A 20,424-nucleotide genomic window follows, 5' to 3' on the forward strand; every position below is an offset into this window, starting at 1 on the left:
TATGTATTGGAATAGTTTAACATATTAGGTAAATTTTATTAGGAATCGTGTCGAAAAATATTTTTTTGGCACTCCAACAGCGGTTCAAACCGTTGATATATCAATATTTATAGAGGGAGGACTTTTAGTTGGAAATTTACCAAGCAACTATCGCAGATATAAATGGGTAGCCACCCTGTTTGATCAATATCGACAGTTCTACCAACAACCATCAGATCTCGAGGGGGCAAAAAGTTACATTAAGGAACGGCTTTCAAAGAAAGAATCGATCATTTTTATAGTGAAAAATGATGGTAATTACATCGGTTTTACCCAGCTTTACCCCACTTTCTCTTCCATTTCAATGGCGAGGGCATGGATTTTAAATGATCTATATGTGACAAAAAATGCTAGAAAAAAAGGCGTTGGAGAACTGCTTCTACAAAAGGTAAAAGAGTTTGCCAGCGAAACCAAGGCAAAAAGCATCAGCTTAAGCACTGCTCCAGATAATGACACGGCTCAACGCTTATATGAAAAACATGGCTACATAAAAGATGTCCAATTTTATCATTACGAGCTCAATTTATAAAAGGTAGAGGAAAACTGCACTGTTTCTCCACAATTTCTCAGTACACTATTGATCTAATCAAATTTCGTGATGGAAAAGCATGCAAACGTTTTGTCCATTATCAACTTAGGTGATAGGATTGAAAAATTTATCGATTAAATTAGGCATTCTTTTTTTCATTATTATCTTTTCTCTAATTACTTCGATGCTCTTCTTTTTACATATGGGAATAGCCGACACAAAGGCGGAAGAGGAGGTAATGGCACTGCAAGCAAGAGGAAATTCCCATCGGGCCGTTCTTGAAAATCACTTCGCTGAAGACATTATCGACCATGTGATTCTGATGGAATCAGAGTCCTCAACAGATGTCGTCATTACCGATGAAAAAGGCACTGTAATTCGCTTCTCTGATCCGATAGACAACTTTGAAAAATATCTTCCGGCTCCTGGGCAGGAAATTCCTAGGGAAGGGCAAGTCATTGAAGATGATTGGAAGAGAGAAAGATATATTGCTACAGTCAGCCCTATTTATATCCATAATCATTTAATGGGCTATGTCTATATGTTTGAAAACACGGAATCGGTTCATTTAATGATGAAAAGTTTAAACGAACACTTTTTTCTTGCCGGCGTATTATCGATCATTTTCACCGTTATCATTATTGTCTTTCTCTCTAAAGGAATTACGAAACCTTTACTCACGATGAAAGAAGCAACCTATCAAATTAGCAAAGGAAACTTCTCTGTCTCCTTTCCGAAAACCTCTAAGGATGAGTTAGGCGATTTGGCACGCTCGATCGAAGCACTTGCCGCGGAACTAAATTACTTAAAGCAACAGCGGAGTGAGTTTCTCTCCAGCATTTCACATGAGTTGCGGACACCCCTTACCTATATAAAGGGCTATACCGATATTGTTAGAAAAAGAAACTTGAATGAAGAAGAGCAGCAGAAATATTTAACCATTATATCTGACGAAACAAATCGTCTCTCAAACCTTGTAAAAGAATTGTTTAACTTAGCAAAAATGGACCAAAATTCCTTTGTGATCCAAAAAGAGCGCCTAGATCTACAGCCATTATTAGAAAAAGTTTCGCAAAAACTGACACCCGCGCTTACAGAGAAAAAAATTCACTACATGTATCAGTGCCAGACACAACTCTATTTAATGGCAGATCCCATCAAACTCGAACTCATTTTATTTAATCTTTTGGATAATGCCGTCAAATACTCAGATACAGAATCGGACATTACTTTAAACGCTTGGAAGGAAAAAGATTCGATCCTTATAGCCATCACTGATAATGGAAAAGGCATTCCAGAAAAAGATCTTCCTTATATTTTTAACCGCTTTTATCGGGTCGATAAATCTAGAACGAGATCTCTTGGCGGAACAGGGCTTGGACTGGCCATTGTCCATGAACTTGTCCATGCCCACGATGCGGAAATCTCTGTTACAAGTAAAGAAGGCGTAGGCACAAAGTTTCAATTAACGTTTAAGGAGGTCAGCAAATGAAGACGATTTTATTAATTGACGATGAGGCAATGATGCTTGATTTACTGTCTTTATATTTAACTCCACTTGGCTATAAATGTGTGAAAAAGGAATCAGCAAAAGACGCGATCGCCTTTTTAGAGTCTGAACACGCTGACCTTATCTTATTAGATGTGATGATGCCTGAAATGGACGGTTGGGAAGCCTGCAAAGAGATTCGAAGGCATTGGGACATTCCGATCATTATGCTTACTGCTATGAGTGAAAAATCAGATATTGTCAAAGGATTAAAAGGTGGAGCAGACGATTATATCTCAAAGCCCTTTGATGAAGATGAACTCACAGCAAGAATCGAAGCTGTTTTAAGAAGAAAAAAAGGGATATCAAGCAAGCTATATTTTAAAGGCATCATCTTAGACAACGACTCCTACCAAGTTCAGTACAATGGTAAAAATATTCCGCTAACCCCTAAAGAATTTGCAATGATGAGTTTATTCCTAAGCAACCAAAATAAAGTCTTTTCAAGAGAGCATTTAATTATGACGATTTGGGGCTTTGAGGTGGCAACGGAAGATCGTACCGTCGACTCACATGTGAGGAATTTACGGGACAAGCTTCGAAAGGCCGGTTTCCCCCCAGATGATTACTTGCAAACCGTCTGGGGTGTCGGCTATAAATGGGCCAGTAAAAGTTAGGTAAAAGGGATTGGCCATACTTTAGACGTTGTAAACTTCAAACAAATTAAGAATTGAGCTTAATCTTATGTGAATAAGATTCATTCCTAAGGACAAATCTCTGGATTTACGACTATATGGTCATTTCACCTAAAAAAATCGTATTGCATCTTCGAATATCGTTTCTGCGATCATGATCCACAGCTGCTTTCCTTCGTACTCATCACAGTACAAACGATCAAGGCCTTTCTTTCGATATAAGAACCTACGGGGCTCCGATTGACTTATCGTCGGTTGTAAAATTCAAACTAAAAGCTTATTGCTTGCTCCTGACATAACACATTCCAAGAGTGGTGCACAAACGATAAAATCTGCCTCTAAAAGGAGACAGATAATCGTTTGTCGTGCTGGGATTTTCATGCGTTCTAATAGCTGCTCGATTGACCACTCTTTACACTCTTCTTTTCCGGTCTTATAGACTCTCGATTCAACCGATAACAACCTTGTCCTCCCTTTCTCAAGGTAAATTCCCACTCAATTCACTTTAAATAACTCGACTTTAACCACATCGCAATAAAGGGATTTAGAGAAAAAAATTACTGAGTGAAGAACATTCGACTTATTTTATTCAGCAGGAGACAATTCGTCTTCAGTTACCCATTTATGAAACTTGACTTCTTCTCCACTTGGAGTTGTGAAATCTACCATGTAGACAGTCGTTTCTTCAGCTGAATCAATGGTTGCTGTTGCGTCCTCCATACCTGCCATGTGGACAGCATCGGTTTTTACCTCTGTCCCTGGAGCCAAAGGTGCATCACCCGGATTAACAAGTTCCTCGTGAATGACCCATTTATGATTTTCTACTCTTTCCCCACCAGTAGTTGGTGTATACGAAATGGCATAGACAGTTGTGTGGTAAGCTCCGGAAACAGTTGCTTCGGCTCCCATCATTCCCTCCATATGATCCGCTTCAATGATCACTTTGCTGCCAACTTCATAGGTTGGATTTTCTTCATCAACCAAACCTTCAGGCACTTCCCCTGTTCCGGACATCTCCATATGACTGTGATCTCCACCTGTCGATTGTTCTGTAGGAGCAGTTTCATCATCCCCTTCTACAGCTTCGTCATCACCTCCATTGGAACATGCTCCTAAGATAAAAATGAAAGCCGCTAATAAAAAGATAGTCCATTTTCCATTTAATTTTTTAAACATTTGTAATTCCTCCTTAGTAAATCATAGTGAGTTTTATCACAATGCATACTTTAACAAGAAAGTATGCAGAAATGATGGAGATCCCCAGTCGAATTTTTTGAGCATTTTGTGACGGTTTCTCTCAAGCAAGAGTATCTCCAAATTTAAAATACATTGGTAGGATCATCCTATACTTCCAATCATTCATCATCGACAAAATTCGACAAGGTTCGTATACTAGATTTAACAATAAATTTTGGGTTGGTAAGCCATAATCTTATTGTTTCCTCCGAGTTTTCAACTCGGAGTTTTACATATAGCCAAAAAGAGTACTCATTGCAGTACTCTTTTTTATTGTAAATTCATCAAAACGATAGATTCCCAAATTTCTTATTTTACATATGGAATCCATTCAATCAATCAATTTGAAATCTTTATTAATACATATAAGTTCAAAATATTATTGTCTTCAGTTACTGGTCTTGTTACGGTAAGTTTTGCAGTAAAAAAATGAATAAAAGCGACAAAAAAATTTCGGCTAGCAAGAGAGCCTTCATCATCACGTTCTCCCTACTTGTTCTATAAGCTATATTATGGGCCGAAACAGCTATTTTATCCTTTGATGGTGTATAACTTAAATTGGTTAAATAATCGTCCGGATCTAAATTCCACAGACCGACTTTCTTCACTTCTACTATAAAAGATAGTAATGCGGTCGCTATCTATTTAATGCCTCTATGGTCATTACAGGAGTAGGTATACCCTAAACTCGCATTTAAAAACTCCGTCTGGAAACTCAATATATCCGATCGAATTTTCAGACGGAGATTTCATTTAATGGGTGCTAAAATTGCTATTGGCTAACAACGAACAGTTGTTCTAAATCTAAAATTTTGATTCTTTTATTCCCTTTCTGTTCAATATAGCCTGCTTCTACAAATTCTGTTAACTTACGACTAATCGTTTCTGGGGTTGTTCCAAGATAGGAAGCTAAATCCTTTTTACTCATCGGTAAATCAAATTCATTGCCATCTTTTTCTTGCTTGAGACTTTCAACTAAGTAAAGGGCGAGCCTCGTCTCTACCTTCTCTGTCGTAAACCTCATCGTCTGCCTCTCCAACATATCCAATCTATTCGAAAGCTCTGCTAACATTTTGAATGAAATCACAGGGTATTTTATTAAAAGTTCCTGCAAGCTCGTTTTTTGGATGACACACACTACAGTATCTTCCATCGCTTCCGCAAATGAATGATGAAGCGAATCCATGAACAATGGTTGCACATCAGTGAAGTCACCTGGATATAAAATCCGAATTAATTGCTCCTTTCCTGATTCTGAAAGTCTGTAAATCTTTATTTTCCCTTCCTTCACAATGTAAAGGGAGTCTGAAACATCCCCTGCATGATGAATGATCTCTTTATTCTTATAAGAAACAGCTTTTACTGTTCTCATAATTTCCTTTAAATGCGCCTCCCCTAACCCGCTAAAAATGGGAACCCTTGAAACACATGCTTGATGAATGAATATTTTTTCTTCTAGTTCCAATTTGAATCAACCCCTATTTGGAATAACACATTGCTTAACGTTTTAATTTTATTTCAGTTCTCTCATTTAAGAAGTGAACTTCCCCACTGTTTTCTATATGCAGTTTGTGCCTTTGTTCCAAGCTTTTTAGATTTTTGATTAAACCCAATAAGTCTCATTCCGTTCAAAATCACAAGCAACACACTTGCCTCATGGATAAACATTCCGGATGCTAAATGAATAGAGTCAATCAGTACTCCTATGAGTAGAATAAATACGGTTGCTACAGCCAAAAAGGTATTTTGCTTCATATTACGAATCGTTGCCTTCGACAAAGCGTAGGCGTGAGAAAATTGCATTAGCTTGTCGCCCATTAAGACGACATCCGCTGTTTCCATTGAAATATCTGTGCCACTCTGCCCCATAGCTAAACCAACATCTGCTGAAGCAATCGCCGGTGCATCGTTAATCCCATCTCCTGCCATAGCAACGATACGATCCTGTTGTTTGAACATTTTTACATATTCTACTTTTTGCTCCGGCAGTAACTCTGCATAGAATTTGTCAATCCCCAATTGAGTAGCCACTAGTTCAGCCGTATAGCAGTTATCTCCAGTTAACATAATGATATTTTCGACCCCGCTTTTTCTCATTTCGTTCAAAGCCTTTGCCGCATCCTCACGAATTTGATCGGCAATCGATATGACAGCGATCATCTGATCCTCTACTGCTACAAAGACCGCAGTATTCCCACCTATCTCACGTTCTTCTGCATATTGGGAAAGTTCATTTGGAAGTTCCACTTTTTCATTTTTCATTAATTTGCGGTTGCCAATCACAAGCCTTCGACCATCTACCTTGGCACGAATCCCATGTCCTTTCACTACTTCCCCTTCTTCCGGTGCTTTCGTTATAGGTAAATGTCGAGCCTTCGCTTCCTTGATAATGGCTTGCCCTAAATGATGCTCTGAAATCAGTTCAGCATGTGCAACTAATCGTAGTAATTCATTTTCTTCGAACTCCTGAAAAAGGCGGATATCGGTAACCTCTGGTCTTCCTTTTGTTAATGTCCCTGTTTTATCAAACATCAATGTATCCACTTTCGAGAGCTTTTCCATTACTTCTCCACCTTTGACCAAGACGCCATGCTTGGCCCCATTTCCAATCCCTGCAACATTAGATACAGGAGCACCAATTACTAATGCTCCAGGGCAAGCGATGACAAGAAATGTAATCGCAAGATGAAGATCTCTGGTTATAACAAATACGAGGGTAGCTAAACCAACTACTGCCGGTGTATAGTACTGGGAAAACGTATTAAGAAACTTTTCCGTTTTCGTTTTTGATTCTTGCGCCTCTTCGACTAGTTCAATAATTCTCGAAAAAGTCGTATCATCTCCTACTTTTTCAGCGATGATCTCAATAAAACCATTGTCTACAATCGTTCCACTAAATACATGATCCTTTTCATTTTTCCTTGCTGGAATTGCTTCACCAGTAATAGCAGCCTCATTTATAAAAGCGTGCCCTGATACAATCCTTCCATCTACGGGAATCTTTGCACCTGATTGAATCACTACTCGCTCTCCGAATTCAACGTCCTCAACTGAGACTATCTTTTGTGATCCATTCCGAACCACAATCGCCTCCTGGGGAGCCATGTCCACCAATTCTTTTAATGCTGAACGCGTTTTTGCCAATGTACCTGCTTCCAAAAAATCCCCAAATAAGAATAAAAACGTGACAACCGCTGCCTCGAAATATTCTTGAATAAAAATAGCGCCAATCACAGCAATGGTGACTAATAATTCAATACTAAAAGCTTTCATTTTAACAGAGTGATAGGCTTTCATGGCAATAGGGATACCGGCAACAAAGGTAGCCAAAATAAAGGCCATTTTCTTCATTCCCTCAATATCAAAACCGCTAGCGAACAAACCACTTATGATTAAAACAAATGAGATACTGGTCAGGTAATTTTTATTTTTATTCATCGCTTCGCGCACCCCATTTTTTCTATCATCAATCTCTCAACAAACCACTTACATTCAGTTTGTATTTCCTGCTCATCGCTGCTTCTGCTATCCACTTTTAAGCCGTTTGTGATGATGTCACATCCGCAAGCTCTTAACCCATCTTCCAAAATGTCAACAGCTCTGGCAAAATGTTTATAAGATGAATCCCCTGGACCAAAGGCAGCAGCTTTTTTTCCTGTTAAATTCATCTGTACCATTTCTTCGTAAAAATCGATGAATTCATCAGATAAGTCTCCGTCCCCCCATGTTGGACAACCGAGCAAAATTCGTTCATATGCTGGCAACTCTTCACCAAAAGCATCGAAGGCATCTTTCACAACTACTTGTTCACCACTCTTTACTAATTGCTCCGCTAAAGCATACGCCATCTGCTCTGTAGTTCCAGTCATACTAGAAAAAATAATAATCGTATTCACAGTCTCACTTCCTACCTTAAAGAACTTCACTATCATTATGAATTAATCATAGTCACATTCATTTGCAATTGAATTGATCCTCATCAATTTCATCTAAAAATTGGCTCAAAAAAAAAAGCTCCTGCACAAAATAGCAAAAGCCTTTCTTTGTTTAATCATTAAATTTATAAACCTTTTTGTTCAAAATAAAAATCCCGACAATAGAGACAACAAAAAATACGATGCCAGATATGGTGGTTGGAGCTAAGAATTTTAAAAAATCCATATTAATCCCTCACTTTATATCCTAATACGATATATTTATTGTATTTAAATTATATCGTGTTAAGATATATTTATCAAGATTAAAGGTGGATTTCTATGACACATGAATTAACGAAAGAAACGTACGAATCACTAGCTGAATTTAGATATCAATTAAAGAAATTCCTTCATTTTAGTGATTCTGAAGCACGAAAAGTGGGGGTCACTCCTCAGCAACACCAGCTTTTACTGGCTATTAAAGGGTTCCCCGGACGAGACACAGCGACACCACGTGAACTTGCCGAACGTCTGTTCATTTCACATAATGCCTGTGTAGGGTTGATTGATCGTTGTTCACAGCTCGGTCTTGTCACAAGAATAAGTAACCCGGATGATGGACGCAGTGTTTTAATTAAATTGACTGTAGATGGCGAAGAAATTTTGCAGCGTTTGTCTGAAATTCATTTAGAGGAAATCGCAAGGATAGGATTTCTGCAAGTAAAACAGAATGTACCGGATTAAATGAGTGTTTGAAATAGGAGCAGAAACGATTAAAAAGAAGCCTCTGCATTCCCGCAGAAGCTTCCATGATAATTATGAAACTTTCATAGATAAAACAGAATACCCTAGCTTTTCCAATGTTTCTTTTAGTTTTTCGACCCTCACTTCAGCCTCATTCAACTCCACTTTTACCTTGCTTGAATTAAACATCACTTTGGCAGATTCTACACCTGCCGTTCTCTGAAGAACCGTTTCGATTTTCTTAATACAGGATGGACAAGTTAGTGGCTCTAATTGGAAAATTATTTTTTCCATTTTGTTTACCTCCTCAATCGTTATATCTTGATTGTAAGGGAATTTGAAAATGAATAAATTGAGGAGGATCAAGAATGGGATTTAAGAAGATTACGCGCACTGAGCTTCCTTTAGAAAAAGACAAGCATCTGTGAATCAATTCACTGAAATTTTTAAACCGAAAATGCCTATCAGTAAATATTAGCAACCATCGTTTAACTTTTTCATAAGGATTTGATATTTTACTTTCATCATATCCATCTGAATTCTCTAAATTAACAAAGTAATATGGTGAAAAGAGTATATATTTTGCACATGACAATATGTGTAACTCTGTTGCTTCTTGTTCAAGAATTACGCCTATTGCCGTAAAGTTGAACAATACTTTCATCAAAACTTTAAGTAATGAACAAGCGTGTTAATTCCTGCAAATTTTACAGCCATGATTGCAATTATAACTATAATACTTAATACTACTCCTGCAGCTTTTTTACCAGAATTATTCATTCTATGCTCCTTCTTTAATTCATATTTCTTCGTCAAACGATAAATTAACTGGCTCGTCCAGCAGTTCACCATGTACCTCTAAATTAGTTGTTGGAATACTTTCATCCACTTCTTCAAAAGTGAATTGATCTGCCCATACAGTTCCTTGTCCAGACAGAATGATACCAAACGAAATAACAGCACTTTGAGTTGGAACATCTAAAATGATTGAGTAATGGTTCCAGTTTGTGGTTCCTTTAATGGGGCGATTACTCATATTATCAAATTGAAGTACATCTTCCATTGTATCGTCTACTCGCATCCACATCCCAGCGTACGTATCTACCTCTTGCGTACGGATGAAACAAGAGAGTTTAATGCGCTTTCCAACAAACTGATTAGCCTTAAACGCTTGCATCATGGTTGCGAATTCAGTCGAATCCGACACTGTTTTTGATTTTAAATATCCTGATGCTTTCCCCTGATGAACAACTTCATGGTCAATCCCCATTTCGTAATGAAATGGATTTGATCCACTTAAAAACCAACCTTTCACCTTTGTATCCATGTTTGTTTCCTCCTTAATTTTAATCATGTCTCGCATGATTCTTCGATACTTGCCTGGTGGTAACTTATAAATCTCTTTAAATGCTCTTGTGAATGATTCTTGTGATTCAAACTGATAATATAAAGCGATATCAAGTATACGCTCACTTGTGTAAATCAAGGCAGAAGAGGCATTAGCCAATCTTCTTATCCGAATATATTCAGTTATCGTCATGCCAATCGTGGATTGGAATATTCGGTGGAAGTGATACTTTGAAAAATTTGATTGTGCTGCAATATTCTCCAAATCAAGTGGTTCATGTAGATTTTCTTCCACATACAAAATAATATTCTTAATCATAATTTCATGGTTATACAACGAAAGCACCTCCTTTAAATGTAAGATATCAAAGTTTTTCATCCGTTTTTTGATATATCTTGCGACAAAGTAATTGCTGTATCCTAAAAATCACTAAAAAAAGGTCGATGTAATATCAACCTTTTCATACTTAAACTCCTATTGTTATTTTTCTTTTAACATTGAGTACCTTCGATTAGCTTTATAAAAACTAATCCCAAAGAAAATACTGAAAAAGAAGGGAGACAGCTTCAATAAAGCAAATGGAGTTTCAAAGATGAAAGCCTTCCAAAACAAATCACCTTGCATACTCCAAAGACCTGAATGATATAATTCCGAAAAATTCATGTAGGGAATAGCAACAGCTAGCATAAGCATACATAGCCAAAATGAATAACCCATCAATCTTTTATAATAATGGCTGTTTGATTGGCGATCCGAGAAGATTTCATTTTGACCGTCGTCTTCTTTTTGCCAGTAGCGAATCCTGCCAAACAAGCTATGCGTAATATAATTCCAGCCGAAGTCTTCATATATCCCTTTATACTCTTGAAACTTTTTCTTTGGTAAATACTTTTGATAATCCAGTCGCATCACATATCTCTTGTCAGTTTTTTTGAATGTATATATTCCTAAACTACTTATATTTGTACAACGATAACCTTTTTGCAACTGCTCGTTTAACCATAGTTCTTCCTTTTCAATATCAAAAAACACCTTAAACATCTTCATTTGATTCACTTCCTTCATACAAGGATAAAATATGCTCTAGCCTTTCTTGTTCTAATTTCAAAATCGTTCTTCCTTCTGCGGTGATCATATAAATTTTTCTCCTGCCTGAATTTCCAACAGGTTCAATCCAACCATGTTTACTCAAATTTTCAATCGCACCATATAATGTACCAGCGGCTAAAATAACAGTGCCATTACTTAATTCCTCTATTTTCTGCATAACGGCATACCCGTGAAGCGGCTCACGTAAAGCTAATAAAATATAATGCATCGTTTCGGACAACGGCAATAAATGATGTTTCATATTCCCACCCCTATATTCAGTTGAACTATATAGTTGAACTGAATAATAATATAGTACAGTTCAACTGAATAGTCAACACCATTTTTAAAACTCATCGAAGCAACTTGAAAAAATTTAAAACGAAAAAAGTCGATTTCCTAAGTAAAAGAAATCGACTTTTTTATAATCTTATTCATTAATTGACCGTTTCATTGAACAAGCAGAGATGACGAATATTGTTCTCAAACATAAACTAAGTTTTTATCCATAAGAATTTTATAGGAAAAGATAAAGCTATTTTTTCTTTGTTCATTCAGATTAAATATTCATTTAACAAGCAGTTCATTGTTACGTTTAATTTTTGGATAATTCAGTATCTTTGAGGATTATTTTGGATCAATTTTAAAAAAACATAGACCTTTGCTTGGGAGTGGTTAACTAGATTTCTTAAACTTACAGCTCTGCCCTAAACACTTTTAAATTTTTTCCATTGTTCTGCACTATTTTACAATTAAAATAAATTCTTACTTGTTTAATGAGAAATTAATCGAAGAGTTTTGATTCTCATTATAAAAACAAGTATTTATTTCAATTAATAGTTTAAAAATAGCATAGTTCCATTACTATCATGTATTCAAGATATGGAAATTTCTTTGAATTTCTGTGTCTATAATATGGAGTTTGTAATAATTATTATGAAAAACATCACTTACAAGGTTTAATACATAGCATATGCGGATTTAGATCGCTTCTTTTTTAAAAGCACTTCGACTAAAGGATCTTCTCAACAATAAACCTCAATTGCATGCTGACTTATTTTATTAATTTGTTTAAATTCCCCATTGATTTACTACTTTCAAAATAATGGTAACGCATTCTCTGAGTTTAACGACTAATTAAGTAAAGGAGGTGATACCATTGAAAAAACCATTACTCTATGCTTATCGTTATGGTTGTTAACAGGATGTACGTCTAATGAAACCGTCAAGAACGGTACGGAGAAAGTTGTAAAGGATAACCACGCGGCCGTTTTTAATGATATTCCGCAGCAATTAAAAGAAATTGATCGTGCCAAAATGAACACAGCTATCCGTCATTCAAGTAAATCGTACTTAGCTTTATTAGACTCTGCCTTTTTTGCCGACCGTGATCCCGAATCCTTTCAGCAAACATCTCACAGCCTCTATCGCCCTGGGGAAAAGTTTGAAATTAATCCAAATACTTTGTCCCGTGGTGGCAAATATGAAGTGAGATTTCTAAAGTTCAACAATACGGAGAATATATTTGAAACCATTTTAGAGGAAACTGTGCATCGGGATGACCCTCTCTTTACCATACAAATTCCTGACGAGGAAAATGTCGTTTATTATATTGAACAGATTGCCCTAAACAAAGATCATGAAGTGCGCAAACAAGAATACCATCGTCTTTTTGTTCCTTACAATGAACTAAATGCAAGAATTGAATTAAATAAAACTACGTATAGCGCAGGAGATACAATGACGATAACATTAGTGGAATTAGGAACCATCCCATTAGGATTTAGAGCTGGCAGAACCTTTGAAAAATGGGACGGTGAAAATTGGAAGCTTTATAAAGTTGATAAAATGGAGAGTGGGCAATTAATTTCAGTGCAAATGGATGATTTTCATTATCCTGAGTACACCGAATGTCGATTTGAAAAAGGAACCTATCGTATTATTGATAAACTAACAGAGCAAGATAAAATTTCCGCACTCTTTACAGTCGAGTGAACGGAACTCTTTAAATAGCGAGGGAAAAACAAAATGAAAAACATCTATCTATTTTTGCTGTTTTTATTATTAACTGGATGCAGTTCGGACGAAATCACCAAGCCTGACGTTAAAGGTGAAAACATTCATAATGAGATCCCGCAACAGTTAAAAGCCGTCGACAAAACGAAATTAAATACAGCGATTCAGTACACAAGTAAATCGTACTTAGACTTGCTAGATTCAGCCTTTTTTGGTGATCGTGATCCAAAATCCTTTCAGCAAACAATTCACCGCCTCTATCGTCCTAGGGAAAAGTTTGAAATTAATCCGAATACTTTGTCCCGTAGTGGCAGATATGAAGTGAGATTTCTAAAGTTCAACGATGAGGAGAGAGCGTTTGAAACCATTTTAGAGGAAACTGTACATCGAGATGATCCTCTCTTTACCATACAAATTCCAGACGAGGAAAATGTTGCTTATTATATTGAACAGATTGCCATAAACAAAGATAATGAAGTTCGCAAACGTGAGTACCATCGTCTTTTCGTTCCTTACGATGAACTAAATGCAAGAATTGATTTGGATAAAAGCATATATTCCCAAGGCGATACGATGATCGTAACCTTGAAAAATTTGGGTACCGTTGAGATAGGTACAGGCTATGGAATCATATTAGAAAAGTGGAATGGAGAAGGATGGGAACCATACAAATTCGAACAAATGGTTCCTGACATTGGTGTTATAATCAGGAAAAACGAATCTTTCTCCCAAGATGTCAAGCTGGATGAATTGGAAAAGGGAACCTATCGTGTCATTAAGGAATTGGATGAAAACGAAAAAATTTCAGTTTCCTTTACAGTGGAATGAATACATGTTTCCGCAGACAAACGATTTTCCGGCATCCGATTCATTTCAGAAAAATTTCTAAAGAGGAATTCGGCTATCTTCAATGGCTTTTTTATGTCAATATTAACTGTTGATTCGTGAAGATTATCCACATAGGCTTTGCAAAATTTAAAAGACGAATGGCTAAAATGGTGAGCAGATTTCTGCCTACAGCGATTTTAGCCATTTTTTCTGAGTCTTTCTTCAATAAATGGAGAAAATAAACTATTCCTCTGTTTTTTCCAGATTCTCTTGATATTCTTTAATTCCTGCAACTATCGAAGCAGCAACACGATTTTGAAAGTCGTCCGTCCACATTTTGGCCTCATCCTCCTGGTTTGTTAAATAACCTATTTCGAGTAACGCAGCCGGCATTTCCGTTTCCTTAACAACAAATAGATCCCTTTTCATTGCTCCTCTATCTCTGAAACCAGTCGCCTCCACCACATGTTTCTGCATAATCTCAGAAAAAGATTGAGAATTTTTATGATAATAAAATGTCTCGGTTCCCGATACGGAAGAATCTGAAAAAGTGTTTCCATGAATAGATATAAATAGATCTGCCTTTACCTCATTAGCGTATTTCGGTCTTTGCCGACTTTCCTGTGAAATGAAAGTATCATCACTTCGTGTCATCAAAACTTTTATATCAGATTCCTTTTTCAACAATTGCTCCACTTTTTTCGAAAGACTTAAAGTAAAATCTTTTTCATATTTCCCGCTAACACCTGTTGCCCCTGCATCTACTCCTCCATGACCTGGGTCAATAACCACCTTTAAACGATCGTCGCTACAAGCTGAGCCTATTACGATAAACAATAATAGTCCAAAAAGCCACACGATTTTCTTCATATTTCTGCCTTCTTTCCATTTTAGTTCTTCACTGACATTGCCTAGACTCATAAAACGTCATCTTCTTCATATTAACTTGATCTGCTTCTTCTTACACGATATAACCCATATTCATAATAATATTTCACGCTCGAATTGCTTTACCCTTCCACCATGAGCATTTTGGATACTTTTTAAAAGAATAACACAGAGATGCAAAGATGTACTTGGCTTTTTCTAACTTTTGTTATATGCCGGTGCAGCTTTTCTTTCCATGGAATCAAAAGACTTTTCTAAACTAAAAGACGTGCGAGACCAAGACTTCACACGAAAAACCGTTTTTTTAGTAAAATGACGATTCAATGAGAGATAGATAAACGTTAATCTATTTTGATAAAAAAACTTCGCTTTAAAGCAGAGCATGATTTTAAAAATTGCCCAATAACTTTTGCACAAATTATTGGTGCACCAATAATTTGTGTGCTACTATTATAATTAAGAAAATTCTTTTATTGGGAGGTCTCGACAAGTGGAAAAAATTGAAGATTGCTTTTGTTTTTTGTTAGGGAAAACTTTTCACAAAGTATCGCAAAAAGGAAAAGAACGGTTAAGCAACTTTGGAATTACGCCCGTACAATTTACCATATTGCATTTACTATGGGAGAAGGAGGGCCAAAAAAGCATTGACATTGCCAAACGACTTCATTTGGATGGCTCAACAATAACCCCCATATTAGATCGGCTAGTGCAAAATGGACTGATCGAGCGGCGCCATGATCCGAAAGATAGACGGATAAACTTAATATATTTAACGGAAAAAGGAAAAGAACTGGAAACTCCTCTAAATAATACGATGGATGAAGTGAATCATTCGGTAATAGAGGGATTTGATGAGGAAGAAATAAAAGTTTTCAAAAAAATGCTGACAAAGCTGGGATTGAACCAGGAAAATTAAATCTGGAAGGAGACATCCATGAAGTTCAAGTTTCATTATGCTTGGGTCATATTATTTATTACATTCTTAACGATACTAGCTGTGCAGGGAATTCGTTTATCCTTTGGTGCTTTTATTGAACCTTGGGAAAAGGATTTTAATATGGATCGAGGGACGATTTCTCTTATCTCAACACTTAGCTTTATTGTATATGGACTATCACAACCTTTAATCGGAAAGCTTGTTGATCGCTTTGGTGTTCGCGTTATTTTATCCTTCAGCACGCTGCTTGTAGGAATTAGCATCTTTCTTTGCAATTGGGCAACCTCTCCTTGGCAATTATTCATCCTTTACGGAATTATTGTCTCTCTTGGTGTTGGTGGGGCCTCTAATGTCGCTGCCTCAGTTGCGGTTACGAATTGGTTTACAAAGAAGCGCGGACTTGCCTTTGGAATCATGGAGGCTGGATTTGGCGCTGGACAGCTCATTCTTGTCCCTGCTTCACTTTTCTTAATATCGATGTATGATTGGCAAATGACAGTGATTTCATTAGGAGTATTCTTAATGCTCTTCGTATTTCCAATCGGCTTGCTATTTTTACGAAATAAACCGGCAGACAAGAATTTAAAACCAATTGGCGGAAATCATTTCGATGAAGAAAAAGAAGATCAACATTCTCTGGAAAAATCAAAACCATCATTTTGGCCCATTCTAAAGAAACGCCATTTTTGGTTCCTGCTTCTCCCATTTTTTATATGTGGATATACAACTACAGGGTTAATGGATACTCACCTTATCCCATTTGCTCAGTTATGTGGTTTTACACCTACTGAAATAGGTACAGCAGTCAGTCTTTTAGCTGCCTTCAATATTATTGGAACATTGATATCTGGTGTCATTGCGGATAAATGGAGTAACAGAAAATTCCTTACATATTTATATATTGGTAGAACACTTACTCTCATTCTATTGGCCATATTTATTAGTAATCTGGAATTTTTAACATTTTTCGTTAATAACCCGTCCTTATTAATCATCTTCGCTATCTCTTTTGGTGTCGTGGATTTTGCAACTGTAGCCCCTACGCAAATGCTGGCAACGCAGTTTTTTAATCGACAGTTGTTAGGGTTAATGTTAGGCTGGTTATTCTTCAGCCATCAACTTGGCTCAGCGCTAGGAGCTTATTTGCCAGGATTACTCTTTAATATCACTGGCAATTATAATATGGCTTTTTATTCGGCAATCATTTTGTTAATCGGAGCAGCGCTAATGTGCGTCATGCTTCCTGAACCTGAAAAGGTAAAAAGGGAGCCGAATTTATCAACAAATCAAATAACCAGTTAATTAGTAATTGAAGTGCACAAGTAAATTCTTATGGGGCTGGCTCTGTATTTTCTATTTGACGTTTCGTATGGATTCACTTCGTTCCATGCAAAGTCCATTACGATATTGCTTATGAAGCAACAAGATTGTGGAATTTGAAGTTTACGTGCGGATCTCCATTCAAATGACGATAAATCAAAAAGGCAAGTGAAGAAAAACAAATTTTCATCTCTTGCCTTTTTGTACTGGAACTTATTAAATAGCTCCAAGTTTTGTATCTATATTTCTATTTTTCCAACAGTAAGATTTAACAGAGAAACTAAAATGTCCCCCTTTGGACTTTAGGAAAACTAAGTTCAATGGTTGTTCCCTTTCCAGGTGAACTATGCACTTTTGCTTTTCCTTGATGCTTGTCAATTATCCATTTGGCGATCGATAATCCTAAACCAGCCCCTCCTCCTGATGTTCGAACTTTATCGCTTTGAAAAAAGCGATCAAAAATTCTAGGGATGTCCTCTTCAGAAATCCCGATTCCAGTGTCGCTTACCTGAAGATTAATCGAGGAGTTTATCTCATGACAAGATACTACTATTTCGCCACCTTTATTCGTATATTTCAAGGCATTGTCCAGTAATATAATGATTAATTGATGAATCCTCTCTTGATCCGCAAAAAATGTTATCTGCTCTGGCACCTTTAATTCTAAAGATTTTTCTTCATATAATGCAATATCTTCATATTGACGGATAATATCATGAAGCATTTCATCCAATCGAAAATCCTCTTTCTTTATTTCGATCTGATCAGAATCAGTTCTAGCAAGAGTTAATAAGTTAGCAACCAATTTGGACAGTCTTCGCGATTCATTCGAAATCGTTGAGATGTCGAGAACTCTTTCTTTTATTGTCGACTGTGGATTTCGGAGAAGTAAATCTGTTTTGACTTGAATTACTGATAATGGTGTTCTAAGTTCATGTGAAGCATCTGAGACAAATTGTTGTTGTTTTTGCCAAGCATTCCTTATCGGAATAAGTGCCCTACCCGCTAAAAAGTAACCCGAGGCAACTGCGGCAATCATTCCTATTCCACAGCTGACTAAAATCACGATCAAAAGCCTATCTAATAATTCTTTTTCAGAATTTACATTTCGAATAAATTGTACTGTCGTTATACCAAATTCTGTTTCCATATTAAAAGCAATATATCGATAAGTGAATCCTTCAATTTTCACGTCCTCTAATGCATTTAATTTTTGAGGACGAATCGAATCCTCTTTATCTACAAACAAATCCGCCTCTCTACTCTGCTCTGTTACGAGCTCATCCTTTATCCAAATAAGGGTCATAATCCTCGGATCTCTCCTTATAAAAGGCGGTACGTCCCAATTTGGCTCGCCAAAAACGACACGCTGCTGGAAATGCTCAACAGAATCTAAAAGTGATTTATTTACATCTTGATATAAGCGATTTTCCGTATAAAGATAAATAATACTTCCAAGCGTGCTGATTAGAACAAATAGGACTAAGGAATTTAATAAGGTGAGCCTAATATGAGTTTTACGAAACATAGCTTTCTCCTATTCATCGTTTAACATGTAACCGACACTACGAATGGTTTTAATATCCGCATGATATCCGAAAGGTTCTAATTTTTTGCGGAGATGATGCATAAATACCTCGACAATTGCGATAGTTGTATCACTCTCAAAGCCCCAAATACGGTCATAAATTTGTTCTTTTGTTAAAATGGCCCCTTTGTTTTGAATTAAATATTCCAACAGTTCATATTGTTTAGCTGTAAGCTTGATCGGCTCCCCTTCCACAATAATTTCACGTTCCTTTCCTGATAATTCAATTCCCCGATATCGAATCGTTTGATCAGTTGTTAAACTGCCGCTCCTCCTTAATAAAGCACGTATTCTCGCCTTCAATTCAGCCGCTTGAAAAGGCTTTACCAAATAATCATCCCCGCCACTATCCAATCCTTTTACCCGATCCTCTAACGAATCTCTTGCCGTTAAAAAAAGAACAGGTATTCTTATCCCTTCCTTGCGCATTTTTCTTAGCACTTCAAAACCGTCAATTTCTGGAATCATCACATCCAAAATAATCGCATCATGTATGTTCTTCATTGCCAAATATAAAGCATCTTCTCCATTGTTCGCCTGGTCCACTTCAAATTCATCTGAGAGAAACTGAACAATTGTGTTCAATAAAGAAGGATTATCTTCCACAACTAATAAATGCATATTATCGCTCCTAATAAAATTGCTATAACTAGAACTATTATATAGTAAAATAAATCCATCGCAAAAGAACTCAAATTCTAAAAAGCATCTTAAGGAAAAATTAAGGTTGGCCTTCTATAATGTGTTCATACATCAAGATAAAAGATGAATAGAGGAGGAATAACTGTGAATAAATGGATTTCTATTAGTATCATCGTATTGCTCATCGCAGGCGGTGGCTTTTGGTATTACCAAACTAAACAAGCCTCAGCAGCACCCGATACAGCTCAAATTATCACAACAACCGTTAAGAAAGGGGACATCAATGTCCAGGTAACTGGCTCTGGTTCAGTAACTTCCATAAATAGCACTGATATCATCGCAGCCTCTGATGGTGAAGTTGACGAGGTTTTAGTGGAAGTTAATGAAAGAGTAGAAGAAGGCGATGAACTAATCACCTTTGAGGATGGAAGTGACCCAATCACTGCTCCACATTCTGGTACGATCACTTCCCTTGATATCATAAGTGGAGACCGCATTCAGCCTTCTCAAGTTGTCGGTCATATTACAGACTATGAAATCTTACAAACCGTTATTAGTGTAGATGAGTTGGATATCACGAGTATTGAAGAAGGACAATCAGCTGAAATAACAGCAAATGCCTTTCCAGATGAAACTTTTGAAGGAATTGTAACAAATGTCGCAAAAGAAGGAACGTCTGAAAATGGCGTTTCTGGATTCAATGTAACTGTCCAGTTTACTGATCCAAAGGGTTTATTAATTGGAATGTCAACAGAAGTCATGATCACAACGGAAAGTAAACAAAACGTTCTATATGTACCAATTGAATCTGTCAAAGTCAATGGAAATGAGAAATATGTAACTGTCCAAGAATCTGCGTCAGAAGGAAGCGACGCAAAATCCACTAATCAAATGGTCGAGACAGGCATCAATGACGACCAAAATATTGAAATTATTTCTGGTTTAACAGAGGGACAAATCATCCAATTGCCAATCACAATTTCTTCTGGAAATCAATCAGGAAATGGACAAGGATTCCGTGATGGTGGTGGACAAGGTTTTCCTGCTGGTGGCGGTCAAGGAGGGCCTCCAGGTGATGGTTCAATTAGCCCAGGTGGTACAGGAAGAGGTGGACAGTAA

The 20,424-nt window shown here is 36.8% G+C and carries 21 protein-coding genes; 9 read left to right on the plus strand and 12 right to left on the minus strand.

Going from position 1 to position 20,424, the window contains the following annotated elements:
- Nucleotides 1-238 precede the first annotated feature (238 nt).
- The 3 genes from FCJ93_RS19790 (at nucleotide 239) to FCJ93_RS19800 (ending at nucleotide 2,734) form a co-directional block, all read left to right on the plus strand.
- Nucleotides 239-568, plus strand: coding sequence for a GNAT family N-acetyltransferase (locus FCJ93_RS19790; protein WP_328592012.1), 330 nt, complete (start codon nucleotides 239-241; stop codon nucleotides 566-568).
- Between the two features lie 118 nt (nucleotides 569-686).
- A complete protein-coding gene (locus FCJ93_RS19795) occupies nucleotides 687-2,060 on the plus strand; it encodes a sensor histidine kinase (RefSeq protein ID WP_137744479.1) in 1,374 nt (457 codons plus the stop codon).
- Entirely contained in the window at nucleotides 2,057-2,734 is a 678-nt protein-coding gene (locus tag FCJ93_RS19800) for a response regulator transcription factor (RefSeq protein WP_137744480.1), read from the plus strand. The genes FCJ93_RS19795 and FCJ93_RS19800 overlap by 4 nt, the downstream gene beginning before the upstream one ends.
- Nucleotides 2,735-3,016: 282 nt before the next feature.
- Here the strand turns inward: FCJ93_RS19800 and FCJ93_RS19805 are convergent, their stop codons facing one another.
- The 5 genes from FCJ93_RS19805 to FCJ93_RS19825 form a co-directional block, all read right to left on the minus strand.
- Nucleotides 3,017-3,214: a hypothetical protein gene (locus FCJ93_RS19805; RefSeq protein WP_137744481.1), complete on the minus strand. Its 198-nt coding sequence runs from the start codon at nucleotides 3,212-3,214 to the stop codon at nucleotides 3,017-3,019.
- A gap of 123 nt (nucleotides 3,215-3,337) precedes the next feature.
- Complete coding sequence (locus FCJ93_RS19810) at nucleotides 3,338-3,928, minus strand: YdhK family protein (RefSeq protein ID WP_137744482.1); 591 nt, start codon at nucleotides 3,926-3,928, stop codon at nucleotides 3,338-3,340.
- A gap of 832 nt (nucleotides 3,929-4,760) precedes the next feature.
- The gene (locus FCJ93_RS19815) at nucleotides 4,761-5,453 is read right to left on the minus strand and encodes a Crp/Fnr family transcriptional regulator (protein WP_137744483.1); all 693 of its coding nucleotides are present in this window, start codon (nucleotides 5,451-5,453) and stop codon (nucleotides 4,761-4,763) included.
- Between the two features lie 62 nt (nucleotides 5,454-5,515).
- Nucleotides 5,516-7,426, minus strand: coding sequence for a heavy metal translocating P-type ATPase (locus tag FCJ93_RS19820; protein ID WP_211344138.1), 1,911 nt, complete (start codon nucleotides 7,424-7,426; stop codon nucleotides 5,516-5,518).
- A complete protein-coding gene (locus tag FCJ93_RS19825) occupies nucleotides 7,423-7,884 on the minus strand; it encodes a flavodoxin (RefSeq protein WP_095310533.1) in 462 nt (153 codons plus the stop codon). The genes FCJ93_RS19820 and FCJ93_RS19825 overlap by 4 nt, the downstream gene beginning before the upstream one ends.
- A gap of 360 nt (nucleotides 7,885-8,244) precedes the next feature.
- On the opposite strand from FCJ93_RS19825, the gene FCJ93_RS19830 reads away from it, so the two are divergent.
- The gene (locus tag FCJ93_RS19830) at nucleotides 8,245-8,649 is read left to right on the plus strand and encodes a MarR family winged helix-turn-helix transcriptional regulator (RefSeq protein ID WP_095310535.1); all 405 of its coding nucleotides are present in this window, start codon (nucleotides 8,245-8,247) and stop codon (nucleotides 8,647-8,649) included.
- A 72-nt stretch (nucleotides 8,650-8,721) separates the two neighbouring features.
- Here the strand turns inward: FCJ93_RS19830 and FCJ93_RS19835 are convergent, their stop codons facing one another.
- The 4 genes from FCJ93_RS19835 to FCJ93_RS19850 form a co-directional block, all read right to left on the minus strand.
- Nucleotides 8,722-8,943 (minus strand): heavy-metal-associated domain-containing protein, encoded by a 222-nt coding sequence (locus FCJ93_RS19835; protein WP_095310537.1) that lies wholly within the window; start codon nucleotides 8,941-8,943, stop codon nucleotides 8,722-8,724.
- 505 nt (nucleotides 8,944-9,448) lie between these two features.
- Nucleotides 9,449-10,375: a helix-turn-helix domain-containing protein gene (locus FCJ93_RS19840; RefSeq protein WP_095310539.1), complete on the minus strand. Its 927-nt coding sequence runs from the start codon at nucleotides 10,373-10,375 to the stop codon at nucleotides 9,449-9,451.
- A gap of 102 nt (nucleotides 10,376-10,477) precedes the next feature.
- Nucleotides 10,478-11,044, minus strand: a complete 567-nt coding sequence (locus tag FCJ93_RS19845) for a DUF2812 domain-containing protein (protein ID WP_095310541.1) — start codon at nucleotides 11,042-11,044, stop codon at nucleotides 10,478-10,480.
- Complete coding sequence (locus FCJ93_RS19850) at nucleotides 11,031-11,348, minus strand: PadR family transcriptional regulator (protein WP_137744485.1); 318 nt, start codon at nucleotides 11,346-11,348, stop codon at nucleotides 11,031-11,033. Before FCJ93_RS19850 ends, FCJ93_RS19845 begins: the two co-directional genes overlap by 14 nt.
- 932 nt (nucleotides 11,349-12,280) lie before the next feature.
- Here FCJ93_RS19850 and FCJ93_RS19855 point away from each other — a divergent pair.
- Nucleotides 12,281-13,081 (plus strand): hypothetical protein, encoded by an 801-nt coding sequence (locus FCJ93_RS19855; protein WP_137744486.1) that lies wholly within the window; start codon nucleotides 12,281-12,283, stop codon nucleotides 13,079-13,081.
- 33 nt (nucleotides 13,082-13,114) lie between these two features.
- On the plus strand, nucleotides 13,115-13,930 hold the full coding sequence (locus FCJ93_RS19860) for an immunoglobulin-like domain-containing protein (protein WP_137744487.1): 816 nt from the start codon (nucleotides 13,115-13,117) through the stop codon (nucleotides 13,928-13,930).
- Nucleotides 13,931-14,173: 243 nt separating this feature from the next.
- Here the strand turns inward: FCJ93_RS19860 and FCJ93_RS19865 are convergent, their stop codons facing one another.
- Complete coding sequence (locus FCJ93_RS19865; RefSeq protein ID WP_235879550.1) at nucleotides 14,174-14,851, minus strand: N-acetylmuramoyl-L-alanine amidase family protein; 678 nt, start codon at nucleotides 14,849-14,851, stop codon at nucleotides 14,174-14,176.
- Between the two features lie 457 nt (nucleotides 14,852-15,308).
- Here FCJ93_RS19865 and FCJ93_RS19870 point away from each other — a divergent pair, with 457 nt between their 5' ends.
- Complete coding sequence (locus FCJ93_RS19870) at nucleotides 15,309-15,734, plus strand: MarR family winged helix-turn-helix transcriptional regulator (protein ID WP_137744489.1); 426 nt, start codon at nucleotides 15,309-15,311, stop codon at nucleotides 15,732-15,734.
- A gap of 18 nt (nucleotides 15,735-15,752) precedes the next feature.
- Nucleotides 15,753-17,057, plus strand: coding sequence for an MFS transporter (locus FCJ93_RS19875; RefSeq protein ID WP_137744490.1), 1,305 nt, complete (start codon nucleotides 15,753-15,755; stop codon nucleotides 17,055-17,057).
- Between the two features lie 298 nt (nucleotides 17,058-17,355).
- Here the strand turns inward: FCJ93_RS19875 and FCJ93_RS19880 are convergent, their stop codons facing one another.
- Entirely contained in the window at nucleotides 17,356-18,603 is a 1,248-nt protein-coding gene (locus tag FCJ93_RS19880) for a sensor histidine kinase (RefSeq protein ID WP_137744491.1), read from the minus strand.
- A gap of 9 nt (nucleotides 18,604-18,612) precedes the next feature.
- On the minus strand, nucleotides 18,613-19,284 hold the full coding sequence (locus tag FCJ93_RS19885) for a response regulator transcription factor (protein ID WP_137744492.1): 672 nt from the start codon (nucleotides 19,282-19,284) through the stop codon (nucleotides 18,613-18,615).
- Between the two features lie 165 nt (nucleotides 19,285-19,449).
- On the opposite strand from FCJ93_RS19885, the gene FCJ93_RS19890 reads away from it, so the two are divergent.
- The gene (locus tag FCJ93_RS19890) at nucleotides 19,450-20,424 is read left to right on the plus strand and encodes an efflux RND transporter periplasmic adaptor subunit (protein WP_095310556.1); all 975 of its coding nucleotides are present in this window, start codon (nucleotides 19,450-19,452) and stop codon (nucleotides 20,422-20,424) included.

The sequence above is a fragment of the Robertmurraya siralis genome (assembly GCF_005502275.1).
In the GTDB taxonomy this organism is placed as follows: domain Bacteria; phylum Bacillota; class Bacilli; order Bacillales; family Cytobacillaceae; genus Robertmurraya; species Robertmurraya siralis.

Coding starts and splice junctions, on each gene's coding strand:
- FCJ93_RS19840 (WP_095310539.1), bottom strand. CDS start 10,375: ATGAAAAACTTTGATATCTTACATTTAAAGGAGGTGCTTTCGTTGTAT.
- FCJ93_RS19845 (WP_095310541.1), bottom strand. CDS start 11,044: ATGAAGATGTTTAAGGTGTTTTTTGATATTGAAAAGGAAGAACTATGG.
- FCJ93_RS19860 (WP_137744487.1), top strand. CDS start 13,115: ATGAAAAACATCTATCTATTTTTGCTGTTTTTATTATTAACTGGATGC.
- FCJ93_RS19820 (WP_211344138.1), bottom strand. CDS start 7,426: ATGAATAAAAATAAAAATTACCTGACCAGTATCTCATTTGTTTTAATC.
- FCJ93_RS19880 (WP_137744491.1), bottom strand. CDS start 18,603: ATGTTTCGTAAAACTCATATTAGGCTCACCTTATTAAATTCCTTAGTC.
- FCJ93_RS19810 (WP_137744482.1), bottom strand. CDS start 3,928: ATGTTTAAAAAATTAAATGGAAAATGGACTATCTTTTTATTAGCGGCT.
- FCJ93_RS19850 (WP_137744485.1), bottom strand. CDS start 11,348: ATGAAACATCATTTATTGCCGTTGTCCGAAACGATGCATTATATTTTA.
- FCJ93_RS19800 (WP_137744480.1), top strand. CDS start 2,057: ATGAAGACGATTTTATTAATTGACGATGAGGCAATGATGCTTGATTTA.
- FCJ93_RS19875 (WP_137744490.1), top strand. CDS start 15,753: ATGAAGTTCAAGTTTCATTATGCTTGGGTCATATTATTTATTACATTC.
- FCJ93_RS19885 (WP_137744492.1), bottom strand. CDS start 19,284: ATGCATTTATTAGTTGTGGAAGATAATCCTTCTTTATTGAACACAATT.
- FCJ93_RS19865 (WP_235879550.1), bottom strand. CDS start 14,851: ATGAGTCTAGGCAATGTCAGTGAAGAACTAAAATGGAAAGAAGGCAGA.
- FCJ93_RS19830 (WP_095310535.1), top strand. CDS start 8,245: ATGACACATGAATTAACGAAAGAAACGTACGAATCACTAGCTGAATTT.
- FCJ93_RS19835 (WP_095310537.1), bottom strand. CDS start 8,943: ATGGAAAAAATAATTTTCCAATTAGAGCCACTAACTTGTCCATCCTGT.